Source organism: Gluconobacter sp. P5H9_a (assembly GCF_018812085.1).
GTDB lineage: Bacteria > Pseudomonadota > Alphaproteobacteria > Acetobacterales > Acetobacteraceae > Gluconobacter.
This window is the reverse complement of sequence record NZ_JACRVW010000001.1, coordinates 166,723-182,295: the sequence shown is the minus strand read 5'-3', so window position 1 is coordinate 182,295 and position 15,573 is coordinate 166,723. Positions and strand designations below refer to the sequence as shown.

General features: G+C 54.4%; 12 protein-coding genes. 1 reads left to right on the top strand and 11 read right to left on the bottom strand.

All coding sequences use genetic code 11. The annotated features are described in order from the left end of the window. Positions 1 to 37: 37 nt before the first annotated feature. The 3 genes from KP708_RS00790 to KP708_RS00780 all read right to left on the bottom strand — a co-directional run bounded on the left by KP708_RS00790 (position 38) and on the right by KP708_RS00780 (position 3,398). Positions 38 to 1,381, bottom strand: coding sequence for an MFS transporter (locus tag KP708_RS00790; RefSeq protein WP_215749784.1), 1,344 nt, complete (start codon positions 1,379 to 1,381; stop codon positions 38 to 40). 72 nt (positions 1,382 to 1,453) lie between these two features. Continuing rightward, positions 1,454 to 2,608, bottom strand: coding sequence for a Xaa-Pro peptidase family protein (locus KP708_RS00785; RefSeq protein ID WP_215749782.1), 1,155 nt, complete (start codon positions 2,606 to 2,608; stop codon positions 1,454 to 1,456). Positions 2,609 to 2,765: 157 nt separating this feature from the next. Further along, positions 2,766 to 3,398, bottom strand: a complete 633-nt coding sequence (locus KP708_RS00780; protein ID WP_046900504.1) for a TetR/AcrR family transcriptional regulator — start codon at positions 3,396 to 3,398, stop codon at positions 2,766 to 2,768. A gap of 568 nt (positions 3,399 to 3,966) precedes the next feature. Between KP708_RS00780 and KP708_RS00775 the strand changes: the two genes are divergently transcribed. Beyond that, a complete protein-coding gene (locus KP708_RS00775; protein ID WP_215749781.1) occupies positions 3,967 to 5,697 on the top strand; it encodes a Hint domain-containing protein in 1,731 nt (576 codons plus the stop codon). Between the two features lie 123 nt (positions 5,698 to 5,820). Here the strand turns inward: KP708_RS00775 and KP708_RS00770 are convergent, their stop codons facing one another. The 8 genes from KP708_RS00770 to cysC form a co-directional block, all read right to left on the bottom strand. Next, complete coding sequence (locus KP708_RS00770) at positions 5,821 to 7,575, bottom strand: dihydroxyacetone kinase family protein (protein ID WP_215749779.1); 1,755 nt, start codon at positions 7,573 to 7,575, stop codon at positions 5,821 to 5,823. A gap of 39 nt (positions 7,576 to 7,614) precedes the next feature. Beyond that, a complete protein-coding gene (locus KP708_RS00765) occupies positions 7,615 to 8,634 on the bottom strand; it encodes an ABC transporter permease (RefSeq protein WP_215749777.1) in 1,020 nt (339 codons plus the stop codon). Next, positions 8,624 to 10,129 (bottom strand): sugar ABC transporter ATP-binding protein, encoded by a 1,506-nt coding sequence (locus KP708_RS00760; protein ID WP_215749775.1) that lies wholly within the window; start codon positions 10,127 to 10,129, stop codon positions 8,624 to 8,626. Before KP708_RS00760 ends, KP708_RS00765 begins: the two co-directional genes overlap by 11 nt. Before the next feature lie 28 nt (positions 10,130 to 10,157). Continuing rightward, positions 10,158 to 11,078, bottom strand: a complete 921-nt coding sequence (locus KP708_RS00755) for a substrate-binding domain-containing protein (RefSeq protein ID WP_215749773.1) — start codon at positions 11,076 to 11,078, stop codon at positions 10,158 to 10,160. Between the two features lie 58 nt (positions 11,079 to 11,136). Next, complete coding sequence (locus KP708_RS00750; protein ID WP_046900499.1) at positions 11,137 to 11,619, bottom strand: RpiB/LacA/LacB family sugar-phosphate isomerase; 483 nt, start codon at positions 11,617 to 11,619, stop codon at positions 11,137 to 11,139. 15 nt (positions 11,620 to 11,634) lie between these two features. After that, positions 11,635 to 12,474 carry a DeoR/GlpR family DNA-binding transcription regulator gene (locus KP708_RS00745; protein WP_202206957.1) on the bottom strand — a complete coding sequence of 280 codons (840 nt, stop codon included), beginning with the start codon at positions 12,472 to 12,474 and terminating at the stop codon, positions 11,635 to 11,637. Beyond that, positions 12,471 to 13,235 carry a triose-phosphate isomerase gene (locus KP708_RS00740; RefSeq protein WP_215749772.1) on the bottom strand — a complete coding sequence of 255 codons (765 nt, stop codon included), beginning with the start codon at positions 13,233 to 13,235 and terminating at the stop codon, positions 12,471 to 12,473. Before KP708_RS00740 ends, KP708_RS00745 begins: the two co-directional genes overlap by 4 nt. A gap of 457 nt (positions 13,236 to 13,692) precedes the next feature. Then, positions 13,693 to 15,573, bottom strand: a complete 1,881-nt coding sequence (gene cysC / locus KP708_RS00735; RefSeq protein WP_215750106.1) for an adenylyl-sulfate kinase — start codon at positions 15,571 to 15,573, stop codon at positions 13,693 to 13,695.

Below are 15,573 nucleotides of genomic sequence, written 5' to 3'. Positions count from 1 at the left end.
TATTTGGTGAAGAGGGACGCGTGGAGGCAGACGTGACTTACACGCCGTAATCTCCAGTAATCGCCTCCAGAGAACGGTTTTTGGTGGACGGTCCGAACAGGAGGATACTGAGCGCGCCACCGAACAAAATGACGGCGGTCAGCCCAAACACTCCTGCAAAGCCTACTTTGGGATATGCGGCACCAATCAAGAGCGGGGCAGCAATCGCTCCTACTCGACCAAGTGCCGATGCTGTTCCCATGCCCGTCGCGCGGAGAGACGTTGGGAAAATCTCAGGAGTGTAGGCGTAAACCCCGGCATACGTTCCATTCATGAAGAAGGAGAGCAGAAGGCCGGATACAAGAACTGCGGTCGAAGAACTCGCCATCCCCAGACCAAGAGCGCTGACCATCGCGGCAGCTAGATAACCTACAATGGTCGCTTTTCGTCCCCACGCTTCGTTGAAATAAACAGCGCTGAAATACCCGGGGATTTGTGCCACGTAGATTGCGATTGAAAAGCCGAAACTATGCGCAATGGTAAAACCCCGAGCGATCAGAAGCGTAGGCAGCCAGGAAAAGAACGCATAATAGCTGAACGTAATGGACATCCAGAGAAGCCAGCTCATGACGGTGACCTTGCGCAGGCGTGCCGACAAAAGCTGCGTGAATTGCTTGGACATACGCGTGCATGATGATGATGGCGCGCTTTCTGCCTCATAAGCCACCGATGGGCGCCCTAGCTCTCTTTCGATGCAACTGAGAACAGCATGAGCTTCCTGTCCCCGCCCGACGATCTGAAGCCAGCGGGGAGATTCTGGCAGAGATCTGCGCCACCAAAGGAGCAAAATCACCGGACAGGCTGTCAGAGTCAGAGCCCAACGCCACCCGTCTGCTGATCCCGGGATCAGGGCGTATCCCAGCAGAGCCGCAGCAACGAAGCCAAACGAGAAAAAGCCGGCCAGAGCACCAGTAAAGGCTCCGCGATAACGGCGCGGCACAAATTCTGAAAGATATGGAGCGATAATGGCGGATTCAGCGCCAGTCCCAAGACCCGCGATCATCCGTGTCAGAATAAAGCTGTGCCAGTTTGTACAGAAGGCCGAAGCCAAAGATCCCAGACAATAGCAGGCCAAAGCCCACATCATGACAGATCGGCGCCCCCATCTGTCTGCAATCAAACCGGCACACAGCGCACCAATGAAATATCCCAAAAACGCGGAGCTGCCCAATAGCCCCAGCTGTGACAGGGACAGGCCCCATAAATGCTGAATAGCAGGCATAACGAATGCCAGAATGGCTCCATCAAGCCCGTCAAAGCAGTACCCTGCTCCTCCCACCAGAAGGAGCCTGTAATGAAAGCGGGAAAACGGAAGCTGCTCCAGCCGCTCTGAAATAGTCATCGATAGCGTTCCCGACACAAGGGAGAATGAAAAAACAAACTTCGTCAGGAAAAATCAGCGTGTGCCTCAGGCCTAACGAACGATGAGATTTTCTTTTTCATCGGGATATTTTGTCAGTATTTCGTATCCAGATTCAGTGATCAGAACCGTATCCGAATGCCGGTATCCACCCTGCCCTTTGATATAAATTCCTGGCTCAACACTGAAAATCATGCCCGGCTGAATGACGTTATCTTCACCCAAAGCAAGAAACGGAGCTTCATGACTGGTAACGCCGAAACTGTGGCCGGTTCGGTGCAGCGGCGTTTCATAACCCGCGCGATGCGCAATAGCTTGGCAGGCCGCATCAATTTCGGAACCAATCGCACCCGGCTTAAGCATGCCGTATGCCGTATGACGCATTTCCATCATGGTATCGAAGGGGCGTTTCGCGTCTTCGGGGATATGATCCAGAAAGAACGTTCGCTCGATTTCAGCGCCATATCCGTTAATGCGCCCCGCAATAAGCCCCATAAACGGACCTCCTGGTTCACAAGGTGCGGTCAAGCATGAAAAATTATGCGGATCGTCTGTATAAGCAGGCGGCTGGATGAGACCGGCGGCCTTGCTGGACATGACATTATAAGCTGGTGCTTCCGTCAGGCAGCGATGGTAAAAATAGGGTGTCACGTCTGAAATGGCCTGAGCCACCATCACACCTGGCTTGACCTTGCCCATCATCATGGCAAGAGCCTTGGTCATCACGTCACTTGTCCACGCGATACGTGAAATCTCATGGGCAGACTTAATCTGCCGGACGTCATCGACGATATTCAGGATCTGGCACCGAGGTCCGATCGCTGCCTGCAAATAAGCCGGACAGGCAGCCTCAATACCGATTGTACCCTGTACTGACAGAATGCTCGCCAGACGATCAGACCATTGTGCTCCAGCAGGCGCTGGGAACTCGGCATACTCCGCGAGTGTCAGGGCACCGACCTTGTGCCGCTCCACATGCGGGATCTCAAGCCTAGGAACAATGAACGTCGCGTCAGAAGCAGTCAGAACCAGTACAAATGGACGCTCATGAACGAAATTAGCGAAATTTGTCAGGTAATAGATGTTGTCGGGATCAAAAGAGACATACGCCGCATGGCCGGCTGCCTCCATTTTTTCCCGGACCTTCCTATGGCGTTCGGCCATTTCAGCGGGAGAAACCTGCAAAGCAGTAAGAGGCGGCATTGTCATGTCTGACCCTGTTGTGCTGGAGGGAGGTCTCTCAACGCTCCCATTCAAATTATTATAAAAGCAATACAACCTACTTGTTTGTTGTGCGTCAAGATAAATTATTTGCGTATCGGAATGATTCGACCCTGCACGTGCGGAACGTTCCCAGCCCTTTGAATCAGGGAGTTTTCAAAGCAATCCGAAGGAATTCTTCGCGGGCAAATCTGCGCCAGACTTCAAAGGAGCGATAGAGGTCCTCCAATGGAATGCCTCGTGCCGTTTCAACTGCTAACCCGCGCAAAAGCGCAGCATTCAGAAGTCGCAGATCAATAAACTCCTGACTGGGCGCCACACCCCGCTTTCCGGACAGCCACCGCGTCATGAACTGGTCAATGCGGGCGAGAACCGGAGCTGTCACTTCTTCCAGATCCGGATCGCTTCGCCTTGCCAGCTCTATTTCCACCGTCGCAATAAATTCCGGCCCGGCGGTCACGAGTGCCCACATCGTATCCAGCATGGCATCAACACGCTGCTCAGGTGTTTCCTTGTTGCTGATGGCCTGCCTGTAGAGGCGCGCGCGTTTAAGAGCATAATGACGCAGGACCGTGGCCATAATCAGTGATTTTGTGGGGAAGTGGTGCTGCAACGCCCCAAGACTGACACCCGCCGCTTTTGCGATGCGCTGTATTGTTGTCGCGGCATAGCCCTGCGTCTGAAGTAGATTGACGGCCGCTTGCACAACCTTGGCACGCGTCGAGGCGCTACGATCAGCCTGCGTACGCCGCCGCACGGGGACGGAAGAAACACTCATGAGATTACAGACAGGCCCCTGATGCCAAAATCAACGATAGGAAATTCTCTTACAGTGAAGCTTCCGCTTCCGGAAATGCCTCTTCAATTCCATTCGCCAGCACCCCTTCAAATCAACGGTCTCTCTTGAAGTCGATGTTCTAAACAAAGAGCCGGAGACGTGACGTTATCGAGATTATTAGTCTCTCCACATCTCAAATGGGACCCTCACGTCTGCCGGGAAAGAGGCAAAGCATAGGCGAGTTTCCAGAAACAGCTATGCTACCGCGGACCTTCCATCGATTTAAAAATATTAGAGCACTTTTCTGGCCACACTCCATCTGACGTTCGGAATTTAATATGAAAATTCCGATTAGCATGCCCCTTTAGAAAGCACTTTTTTTAAAAAATATTTCTCTTGAAAAAATCAGGACTTTTAAAAAATTCGGTAATTTCTTCTTGGTCTTTCGGCAGTGAAAAATCACGAAAATTAGTATTTCCATTTTACAAAACACACCCGAAATCATACCATTGGTTTGCTTAAAACAAACTATCTGCATTCAACGTCGACGAAGAAGCATAGGAATCACATGACAACGACAGTCAGTTCAGGAAGCTCCACGACCGTTAGCGGTACGACACAAAGCGGTTTCGTTGTCCGTGGTGGTGGCACACTGAATGTCTCAGGTGGTGGGAAAGCAAGCAGTATCGCTGTTTCTTCAGGCGGCGTTGTTAATGTCAAAAGTGGAAGCGCCTCGGGCATCGTACTGAGTTCTGGCGGCGCGAAATATGCTGCCAATGGCGCCCGGCTCTACACCTATTCCGGCGCGACGGTCACAGGCGTCACGGTTTTTTCCGGCGCTGAAATCAATAATCGAGGCGGTGTACTCAGCAACGTCACCGTTTCCTCTGGTGGCTTTGCCCAGGAGTTCGGCAACAGCTACGGTCCATCCAAGGACTATTATACGACCGTTGCCAATGGCGGAGAATTCTCCGTGCAGGCTGGCGCATCATCCATTAGCGCCACGGTGTCTTCCGGTGGAGTTTATACAGTTCATTCAGGCGCCATTATCAGCGGTCTGGACATTACCTCTGGCTCTCTGCTGACATTTGCAGACTTCAAGGCTGGTTCCAGCATGTCAGCCAGTGTCAGTGGCTCGACCTTGAATGTTTATTCAGCAGGTAAGCTTGTACAGTCCGTGGGCCTGGATACGACTGCCTATGATGGTCATAAGTTCGACGTCTCAGCGTCGTCGGGTCAGTACGATAGCGGCGGCATCCGGGTTACGGTCTGCTATCTGTCCAACACCATGATTTTAACGCCAGATGGTGAAAAGGCCGTTGAAACTTTGCAGATTGGCGATCTGGTCATGGTCAAACGGAATGGCAAACTTCAGCCAGAGCCAATCCGCTGGGTGGGCCGTCGTTTTGTGGACGTCAAAGCCAGTACAGACCCTGACAAATGGCCCGTCTGCATCAAGGCCAACGCACTCGCCGAAAACATCCCACATAAGGACCTTCGTATTACCTCGGAGCACTGCCTGCATCTGAATGATCAGATGGTTCCGGCGCGGATGCTGGTCAATGGTCGTTCCATCACGACAGATACGTCCGAGAGCTTTTTCGAAATCTTCCATGTGGAACTCGAAACACACGGCGTTCTCATTGCTGATGGAGCAGAAGCTGAAAGCTATCTGGACACGGGAAACCGCACTTCGTTCGAACAGACCGGAGATGTTGTTCGCCTGAACAATCAGACATGGGTGTCTGATGCTGCGGCGCCGCTAGGTGTAAACCGCGAGCAGGTCGAACCGCTTTATACGGCGCTTCTGGAACGTGCGATCAAGCTGGATATCGGCGAAACGTCGCGTCCCGCAGAACAAACAGATGACCATGATCTGCATTTGGTCACGACGGACAGCACCGTGATTTATCCATCACGGACAATGCAGGGATCGGTTCTGTTCCAGATCCAGCCGGGCGTCACATCGGTTCGTCTGGTTTCAAGAAGCAGCCGCCCAGCAGATGTTATTGGTCCATTTATTGATGACCGTCGCAATCTCGGCGTTCTGGTTGGGCAAATCAAACTCTGGGACAGCACGGTTTGCCATTCCATCACGTCCCATCTTTCTGCATCCGAGGATGCGGGCTGGTACGCTGAAACCAACGGTGACGCCCGTTGGACGAATGGTAATGCTCTGGTGTCTCTGGGAAACCGGAATGCTGATGCGATCGGGATGCTGGAAGTTCAGGTTCTGAACGCAGGGCCATATCTTCTGGAGAGCCAGGACGATTCAGCGCTCCAGCTTTCTTTCGGCTAAGCCGTTAAAAGGATCAGGAGCTTTTGGAGAGAAAGCTCCTGACCCTTCACTTTCGCCAGGTCAGGAGTTCTCAAGAAAAGGCCTTCCCTGACGCGTTTCTCTGAGAAAGCGCCCGTTTTTCCCTTACTCCCCCAGAGAAACTGTGCGTTTTTGCTCACCTTCAGGAAGCTGAGTCTGCATTTCCTTTCCCACCACACTGACACAAAGCGCGAGAGAAAGTGCCCCCGCATCAGGGTGACCCTTGCTTCTTTCACCATGGGTTCTGGCGCGCCCCATGCGAGGGAGAAGATCTTTCGTAGCCTCGGCGGCAGCTTGTGAGGCATTGGCGGCCTTAGACCATGCCACTGGCAGAGCCGCACCACCTGAAAGCTCCTGCTCAAGAATTTCTACAAATGGCACAAGAGCATCAATGAGGGTTTTGTCCCCGGGCTTGGCTTTCCCAAGAGACATGATGCGCTCCATCGCCTGCCTTGCTCCCTGAGCAAGCTGCGTTGAAGAGGGAAGCGCATTGTCGTCCAGCGCCAGACTGAACGCTCTCAGGCCCTCGCCCCACAAAGCGCCAGACGTTCCGCCGGCACGATCTGCCCAGGCGTCTGCCGCCGCTGAAAGCGTGGTTGCAGGCCCAGCTCCTGAAATCGTCGCTCTAGTGGCCGCAGCTTTGGCGGCAGCCGAACCACGGGCCATTCCCTGACCATGATCTCCATCTCCTGCCACCGCATCGATATGACCCAGTTCAGTTTCTGCCGCGGCAAGAGCCTCGGCCAAGGTGATCATAACTCCCGAGACGCACTGACCGCCTCGCCGCCCTTCTGCTGTGGACGATTTCATGTATGTCACGCTGGTTTCGGCTGGCGCGTCCTCGAAGGTTGTACCCACCTCTTCAATCAAGCCATGGCGCAACGCGGCCGTATCAACCGGAGCACACCAGAGGCGCTCCAGTTCTTCATCAAGCCAGGTCAAGGTCAGTGAACAGCCTGCCATATCAAGACTGGTGACATATTCTCCAACCAGAGGGGCCACAGCCGTCAGACCTGCTTTTTCCAACAGGGGCGCCAGTGCTTCCCACAGAACAAACAGTTCCTCCTGTTTCGTACTTCCCAACCCGTTGAGAGTCAGAGCCACACGCCGGGATGCCCCAGCAGGCAGTTCGCTTAGGACTTTTTCCAGCAGGATTTGTGCCAGGACCTGCGGTGTCGGAATACTCTCTTCCCCGATCCCCGGCTCCCCATGCACACCAAGCCCAAGCGCCATTCGGGCATTCGGAACGTGAAACAGCTTGTCTGCCTCGCCCGGCAGTGTGCAGCCATCGAAAGCAACACCGAATGTTCGTGTCTGACGGTTTACGCGGTGACCAATCTGTTCGACAGCGTCCAGATCCAGCCCTTCTTCCGCCGCAGCGCCCACAATCTTGAAAATTGTCAGATCACCCGCGATACCGCGCCGACGTTCCCTCTCATTTTCTGTCGCACTGGCCACGTCATCCATGGTTGCAAGAATGCGAACGTCATATCCCTCTGCCCGCAACCTGTCGGCAGCGATACCAAAGTTCAGAACATCTCCAGCATAATTGCCAAAGCCCAGAAGAATGCCTCCTCCGAGATCAGCCTGACGCACGACGCTTTGAATTGCCTGTGTTGACGGAGACGCGAAGATATCTCCAGCAATGGCCGCGTCTGCAAAACCAGTTCCCACATATCCGATGAATGCCGGATAGTGCCCTGATCCTCCCCCGACGACGACAGCCACCTTGCCTTTTGAACCCGGTTTGGCGCGCACAACACCACCTCGGACCATTTTGACAAGGTCTCGATGCACCATGCTGTATCCATGCAGGGCCGAGGCTGCGAATTCGGAAGCATCGCCACAGATCTTGGTCATGTGAGTCTCTCCTTTATCAGGATGAAAAGCTGCTGACGGTCAGGACGCGTCGCGGTTAAGGTAATGACGGGCTAGAGAGTCCAGAGAGATGGCGAGCACGACGATGCCGCCGCTCACAACGGACTGCCAGTACGGCGAGATGCCAAAGAGGACGATAATGTCTTCAATGATCCCGATGATCACGGCACCCAGCACAGCGCCAACCGGGCTTCCCAGACCACCCGTTGTTGCAACGCCGCCAATGACGGCTGCCGCAATCGGAGACAGAACCCATGTGTCACCGATGGATGGCTGTGCTGTTCCGAGACGCGCGACCATGAGAATGCCAGCCAGAGCAGACAGGAAACCAGCGAGAGCGAACGCGCCCATACGAATGGCATTAACGCGAATACCGAGCATTCTTGCGGCCTGCGGGTTGCTCCCGATGGCGTAAATGTAACGCCCGACAGGCGTACGCATCATGACGAATGCAACAGCCGTCAGACACACCAGCAAAACCAGAAATGGAACCGGGATGCCGAGAACAAGACCTCTACCAAGGAAACTGATTTCATGCGGCACTCCGGTAATGGCGACACCGCGTGTCGCCACCAGATTGGCACCGCCATAAACCCCCGCCATACCGATGGTCAGCACCAGAGAATGCAGACGAAGCTGAGTAATCAGCAGGCCATTTAACAAGCCACATCCCGCTCCCATCAACAGGCACAGAGCGAGCGAGAGCCAGGGATTCAAACCCACCTGCACCATCAGCATTCCGCCAACGACGCCAGCGAGGCCACCAATCGCACCAACGGACAGGTCAAGCTCGCCAAGAATCATCAAGACGGCCTGCCCAATGGTGACCAGACCGATAAACGCGAGCGCACGCGCAATGATGATCATGTTGAATGACGTCAGGAAGTGCGGCGACAACAGACACGAAATCCCGAAAATCAGGATCATCGCACCAATGACGCCACCCAGCGGATTGGCGACCATTCTGGCTATAAGCGCACGAATGGAAGACGCCTTTGGCGGCGTGGGAGTTGCTCCAGGGAGCGTGGTTTCAAGCGACATGACGGGTCTCCGTGGCGCCGATGATCGCGCCCACAAGCGTATTGACGTCAGTGGTAGCCTGGTCGAACGACCCGGTGGTCCGACCGCCGTACATGGTGATGATTCGCGTTGCGCAGCGCTGCAATTCAGTCATTTCAGAAGAGACGAGGATGATGCCGACGCCCTCTTCCGCGAGCTGTTGCATGATGCGGTAGATCTGGAATTTCGTGCCGATATCGATACCCTTTGTGGGCTCATCGAAAATCAAAATGCGAGGACGACGCGCCATGGCACGGCCGATAATGGCTTTCTGCTGGTTTCCACCGGACAGGAAGACAATTTTCTTGCCGACGGAAGATGTGCGCACATCAAATTTCTGAATCGTTTCAGAAACGATTGATTTCTCCTTTCCGGACGAAATAATGCCGCCGCGCTTCATCTTTTCCAGAACGGAAAGGCTGATGTTTTCGCGCACGCTCAGAAGCGGAAAAATACCGTGATGTTTCCGTTCTTCGGAAAGATAGACCATGCCCATAGCCACAGCCCGATCTGTTCGGCCACGAGGTATTTCTTTACCGTTAAACATGCACCGTCCGGATTCTGCGGAATGATACCCGAACATGGTCTGCATCACTTCCGAACGACCAGCCCCCACCAGCCCCGCAAAACCAAGAATTTCGCCACGACGGAGCTGAAAAGAAACATCTGAAAAGCCCGGTCCCGTCAGGCCTTCAACACTCAGAAGAATATCAGAATCATCAATGGCACCCCGCGGCTGGAATTTCTCTTCAAGCTGAACAGAACTGCCAGACATAAGACGGATAAGCTGATCTTCCGTCATGCCGTCCATCGGGTACGTACCGACACTGCGACCATTGCGCAGAACAGTCACGGTGTCTCCCAGACTGAAAATTTCTTCCATTTTGTGCGAGACAAAAACAATTGCACAGCCACTGTCCCGCAACGTGGTAATGATGCGGAAAAGATGTTCCGTCTCGTTCGCCGTGAGGGAGGATGTCGGTTCATCCAGGATCAAAACCTTGAACTCATCCCGGCAGGCCGCACGCGCAATCTGAAGCAGTTGCTGATCTGATACGCTAATGCGACTGACGGTCTGTCCCGGCCGGGCATGAATCCCAAAGCGCTCGATAAACCGGGCTGCCTCCGCTTCCATAGCCTTCCGGGAAATCGTCAGATGACCAAATCCCGAACGATGGAACGGCATGAACATGTTTTCAGCAACCGTCATGGACGGAAACAGATTCAGTTCCTGCGGTACGTAAGCAATACGGGAGAAAAGGCTATGATCTGCCAGAGCATCCTGCCCCTCGATCAGGACCTTTCCTTCGTCAGGTGTGACAAGACCTGTCAGGGTCTTGATCAGCGTGGATTTACCCGCGCCATTTTCTCCGGCCAGGATATGGATTTTGCCCGGCTCAAGCACCAGATCGACGTGATCGAGCGCGACCACACCGGGATAGCTTTTACGGACAGCTTCAACCTGGAGAACCGCCATGATCGTTACTCCTGCCTCAGAGCCAGGCTCAGAGGGTTTTCTTGGTGATGACGTCGATGCCCGTATCGATGTATTTGGGTGTTTTCTGCCCCATCGCGCTCTGCCATGCAGAGACGACAGCCCAGTAACCCTGCATTTCCGGGCGGCTGGACGCTGTTGATTCCGCAACACCATCCCGAATAAGCTGAAGCATATCGTTCAGGTTATCGAGGCCGACTTCCTGGACTTTGCCTGCCTTCCCGCTTTCCCGGATGGCCTGCCCGATGCCGACAGGACCAGATGCATCACAGGCAACCCATCCCACGAGATTGGGGTGCGCCTGCATGATGGCAGAGGCCTGTTTCTGACCTGTCTCGATGCTGTCGTTGTCGATCCCGGTCGCGACAACTTTGATATCCGGGTATTTTGCAAAGACCTTCTTTTCACACTCTGCGCGCAAAGTGTGGTTAGGCGCTGTGGGCACGCCCATCATGATGGCCACTTCACCTTTTTTGCCAATCAATGTGGCAAGCCGTTCTGCCGCAATCGTTCCCTGCTCACAGAAATCGGCGCCCACTGCCGTAATATTCATGCCCTCCGGAGGAAGAGAGTCGAAAACGGTCATGGGAATTTTCTGCTCGATGGCTTCATCCATCGTCGCGCGATTTCCCTTCTCGTCCAGCAGATCAAGAATAAGTCCGTCAGGATGAGTAGCAATCGCTCTTTCAATGATGTCATTCTGGGAAGAGACATCAGCTGTTTGCGGCGCACGGTATTCGATTTCGATTTTCTGTCCCGTGGTTTTGGTGATCATGTCTGCTGCGGCACGAGCACCCGTATTGAGCTTGTCAAACCACGGATGGACAACTTTCGGAATCAGAACAAAGCGCAGCGGCGTGCTGGTGTCAGCGGCCTGTGCAGCAAGTGGCGTTACAGCCAGAACAGCACCAAGGAAAAGAGCTTTTTTCATGTTCGTCGTCTTTCCAGATAACCCGTTCCGGTATCAGATCGGAACAGGAAACGTATTTTCAGCAGTTGGATGTTTGCAGATGATGCTCGGAATATTTCCGGCTCAGTTCTTCAATGCCCGCAACGTTGCCTGCGGACGGCCCAGACGGGTCAAAGCTATGCGCCAGCCAGGCATCCACAATGCTTTTGGCCAGTTCCGGCCCGATGACGCGTGCCCCCATGGTGATGATCTGGGCATCGTTGGAAAGGGCAGCACGCTCTGCAGAATAGGTGTCGTGCGTTAGCGCAGCCCGAATTCCCGGAATTTTATTGGCGGAAATACAAACGCCAATTCCCGTTCCGCAGCACAGGATTCCCCGATCGAAATCCCCATGAGTGATCGCGAGACCAACCCGCTCACTCAGCTCCGAATAGAGCTCAGGATGATCATCTTCAGGGTGCGACATATCAACAACCGTATGCGGCGTTGTGGCGCGAAGATGTGCGGCAATGAGGCCTGCAAGACCTTCTCCGGCCCGATCGCCTCCAATCGCAATGCGCATGATTTTTCTCCGTCTTTATGGGTTACGTTCAGGGGAGGTGCTTGATCCGCTCGTCCTGACGGTGGAGATTTCCGCAATTTTCAGATTGATCCCCGCATTGCGGAGCGTGTCCTCCAGGTCTTTTTCGAGACCTGAATCCGTGATCACCACATCGAATTCCGTTAAATCGGAAAAACGATTGAGCGTGATGACACCAAATTTCGTACTGTCCACGAGCAGGATTTTGCGATCGGAAATATTCATCAAGGCCTGCTTGGCTTTGATGATATCCTGCTCCTGATGATACGCCGTCATTCCGCGAATTGCTGCGACGGACAGGAACAGCGTGTTGACGCGCAGCGATGCCGCGGCCTGCTCACACAGGGTTCCGAAGAACGCGTCAAAATCCATGTTATAGCGACCGCCAAGCAGCAGAAGATTCACATTGGGCTTGCTGGTGAACAGGTTCGCAGTGCCCATGCTGTTCGTGACAACTGTGAGAGATGCACTGTCAGTCAGACGCTCAGCCAGAACGCGGGATGTTGTTGAATCATCCAGTGCAATGATTTCACCTTCTTCGACAAGGCCTGCCGCCACAGCCGCGATGGCCTGTTTGGCCTCCATCGCACGATGGCTCCGCTGGGAAATACTGCCCTCTGAAAACGCTTTTGGAGGCGTAGTCACACCCCCATGCACACGACGTAAAACTCCGCGTTCCGAAAGGACCTGAAGATCGCGGTGAATGGTCATGCGGCTGGTGACAAAACGTCCGGCCAACTCATCAATCTGTGCACCACCACGATCCCGAACATAGTCCAGGATGTTCTGGCGGCGCGCAGAAGCCGAGCGCGTTTCAAAGGTTGCTTGGGGCATCATGCGATGACTCCCTCAGCCAACGCCCGAAAATGCTCCACATTCCAAGCAGCCCGCCCGACGAAAACACCATTCACATTGGGTAACGCGACATAGCCTGCTGCATTGTCCTGTGTGACACTTCCGCCATAGAGGAGTTTAACGGCCGAACCTGCACTGGATCCGGCAATGTTAATCAGGAGCTTCCGCAGGTGATTATGCGTTCTCTCAACGAAAGCTGCATCTGCAGGACGGCCTGACGCACCTATGGCCCAGACAGGTTCATATGCAATGAGAACCTGTGGAACATCGTCTTCAGACACCCCATGAAGGGCGATCTTCAATTGGCGTGCCAGAGTTTCGTTTGTTACGTTATAAGAATATTCATCAGCCGTATCACCGATACAGACGAGCGGCCTCAATCCGTGTCGCAGAGCCGCATGAACCTTGAGATTGACGGTCTGATCCGTTTCTCCAAAATAAGTCCGGCGTTCTGAATGACCAATTTCCACCAGTTCCGCGCCACATTCAGAAATCATGGTCGGGGAAATTTCTCCGGTCCACGCGCCCTCATCCTGCCAGTGCATGTTCTGTGCACCTACTGCCACACGGCTTCCCGAAAGCCTGTCACAGACATCCTTTAGAGATGTAAATGGTGGGATGACGAACGGCTGGAGAGTTGCCGGGAAAGGCATCCGTGCAAGCTCGTTCGCGGCCGCAACAGATGCTGCGGGTCCCTTGTTCATCTTCCAGCTTGTACCAACCCAGATAGCGTCACGCTCCATCGTCCATCTCCGATTTGAGCACCCGATTCGTAACAACTATACTGTTATAAATAACTTCATCAACGATAATTTCGTCACAAAATCCTTGTTATCCTATGGATCCGAAATGATATTTTACGAACATGGTAGAGACCGTTAATTCATAGTTCATTGATATTATTGGGTATAATATACGACAAGAGATATTTATTGAGCCGCCGGTATCCATCACATAAATACGTGATGAATGTTGCTTTTTGTGTGATATCTTCCGGGCGGCGGCTTTATCCTATGCCTGTACCGTCGAATTTCGAATTAAGAGCCGTCAAAGCACAAAGAGGCAGCGCCCAGCCTCTTTCGCTGACAGACAGCACGGCCGGATCAAAATGCGACGACACGCGCATAGTGAAAAAGGCTTGAAACAAAAAACGGCGGGACAAAGCCCGCCGTTTCTGAAGTCACTTTAATTAGCCTGCAATCAGGGCTGAACAACCCGGAGCACAAAGCCCGTCAACTCACTAACAGTCTCAGCCTCCGTCCGGTCAGCTCCCAGCCGCAGCTCAGGAGACAAGGGAGCTTCGTAAGGCGCTGAAACACCCGTGAACTCTGGAATTTTTCCCGAGCGCGCTGCAGCGTAGAGCCCTTTGGGATCACGCTGTTCGCAGGTTTCCAGAGGTGTATCCACAAAAATCTCGTGGAAGCCCTCACCCACAATCAGGCGCGCCAGATCACGGTCTGCCTGAAGGGGCGAGACCAGCGCGACAACCACGGCCTGGCCGCTCTCAGACAGAATTTTTGCGACATGCGCTGCACGACGAATATTCTCGCGACGGTCTTCCGGCGAGAAACCCAGATCGCTGCACAGTCCGGCCCGTAACGTATCTCCATCCAGAACGGTAGCTTTCACGCCCTGTCCCGCCAGAGACACTTCTGCCGCACGAGCCACAGTGCTCTTGCCCGAGCCAGGGAGCCCCGTCAGCCAGAACACGCCACTCTTATGACCACGCGTCTGAGCCTGCTGGACAGCAGAAATACGACTGGCTGTCGGATGGATGGCATGAACACCATCTTCAATCTCAGCCGGACCAATCAGCGGTGCGCCTCCAACAATCCGCTGATGACGATCGACCAGAACGCCACGTCCATCGCCCATTCCCGGAGAGAACGGGTCAAACAGCACGGCGTGAGAAGCAGCGAGCGTGATTTCAGCAAATCCGTCCGGTGGGACCTCATCGCCCTGACGCAATGTCAGGTCATCCAGATCGACAACCGCATCAATGGAGGCCACCGTCACATCATGCTCTGCTGTTGTCAGCCGTAGCGTGAAGCTTTCCCCTACACGAAGAGGCTCACCCCGCAGCCAGAACAGACGCGTGCGAATACGGGCAGAACGCTCTGGTGCTGACGCTTTATCATCTGCCGGGAACAGCAGGTCCCCACGATCCGGCACCAGATCCGGCTCCAGGCGCAGCGCAATGGATTCACCCGCACCAGCAACCGGCAGTTCCGGCGCATGCCAGCGGCAGACTTCTGCAACCGTTGCGATCTGGCCCTGGGCACCAATTGCCAGACGATCGCCCGCACGGACAGTGCCACGCTCGATCCGGCCGGCAACGTAACGCAAGCCATCAAAGCGATAAACGTCCTGCACCGGCATCCTAAACGGCAGAGACAGACGGGACGTCGGCGGCGGCACATTGGCCAGAGCCTCAATCAGCGTCGGCCCCTTGTACCAGGCAGATCGCTCGGAACGGCTGGCAATATTGTCACCATCACGCGCAGACGCCGGAACAACGGCTTCCACTTCGATTTCGAGACGACCAAGAAGCTGGCGGACATCAGACTCGGCCTGAACGATCTTCGACTCATCAAAGCCCAGAACGTCGGACTTGTTCAGCAGCACAATGACGTGCCGGATCCCGATCAGACGCAGCAGCATGGCATGACGCCGCGTCTGCTCCTGCGCACCCTCCTGAGCATCCACCACCAGAACGGCAGCCTCGGCATCGGCGGCACCCGTAATCATGTTGCGCAGAAACTGGCGATGGCCCGGCGCATCCACAATCACGAACTCACGGGAGCCTAGACGGAACGGAATACGCGTGGAATCAACCGTCACGCCCTGATCGCGCTCGATCTGAAGGGAGTCGAGCAGGAAGCTCCACTCCACCGCCAGACCACGCTTGCGGCTGCTCTCAACGATCTGCGCCAGCTTGCCGTCCTGAAGGCTGTCCGTATCGTAAAGCAGACGTCCAATCAAAGTGGATTTACCGTGATCGACGTGCCCGACGATCACGATCGGCGTGGCGGCCGCGCGATACGCTCCAGAGAGTTCCTGGGTTGCGATAATGTCACCCAT

Excerpts from the sequence above, each read along its gene's own strand:
- KP708_RS00790 (WP_215749784.1), bottom strand. The coding sequence starts at position 1,381 with ATGACTATTTCAGAGCGGCTGGAGCAGCTTCCGTTTTCCCGCTTTCAT.
- KP708_RS00785 (WP_215749782.1), bottom strand. The coding sequence starts at position 2,608 with ATGACAATGCCGCCTCTTACTGCTTTGCAGGTTTCTCCCGCTGAAATG.
- KP708_RS00780 (WP_046900504.1), bottom strand. The coding sequence starts at position 3,398 with ATGAGTGTTTCTTCCGTCCCCGTGCGGCGGCGTACGCAGGCTGATCGT.
- KP708_RS00775 (WP_215749781.1), top strand. The coding sequence starts at position 3,967 with ATGACAACGACAGTCAGTTCAGGAAGCTCCACGACCGTTAGCGGTACG.
- KP708_RS00770 (WP_215749779.1), bottom strand. The coding sequence starts at position 7,575 with ATGACCAAGATCTGTGGCGATGCTTCCGAATTCGCAGCCTCGGCCCTG.
- KP708_RS00765 (WP_215749777.1), bottom strand. The coding sequence starts at position 8,634 with ATGTCGCTTGAAACCACGCTCCCTGGAGCAACTCCCACGCCGCCAAAG.
- KP708_RS00760 (WP_215749775.1), bottom strand. The coding sequence starts at position 10,129 with ATGGCGGTTCTCCAGGTTGAAGCTGTCCGTAAAAGCTATCCCGGTGTG.
- KP708_RS00755 (WP_215749773.1), bottom strand. The coding sequence starts at position 11,078 with ATGAAAAAAGCTCTTTTCCTTGGTGCTGTTCTGGCTGTAACGCCACTT.
- KP708_RS00750 (WP_046900499.1), bottom strand. The coding sequence starts at position 11,619 with ATGCGCATTGCGATTGGAGGCGATCGGGCCGGAGAAGGTCTTGCAGGC.
- KP708_RS00745 (WP_202206957.1), bottom strand. The coding sequence starts at position 12,474 with ATGATGCCCCAAGCAACCTTTGAAACGCGCTCGGCTTCTGCGCGCCGC.
- KP708_RS00740 (WP_215749772.1), bottom strand. The coding sequence starts at position 13,235 with ATGGAGCGTGACGCTATCTGGGTTGGTACAAGCTGGAAGATGAACAAG.
- cysC (WP_215750106.1), bottom strand. The coding sequence starts at position 15,573 with ATGGGTGACATTATCGCAACCCAGGAACTCTCTGGAGCGTATCGCGCG.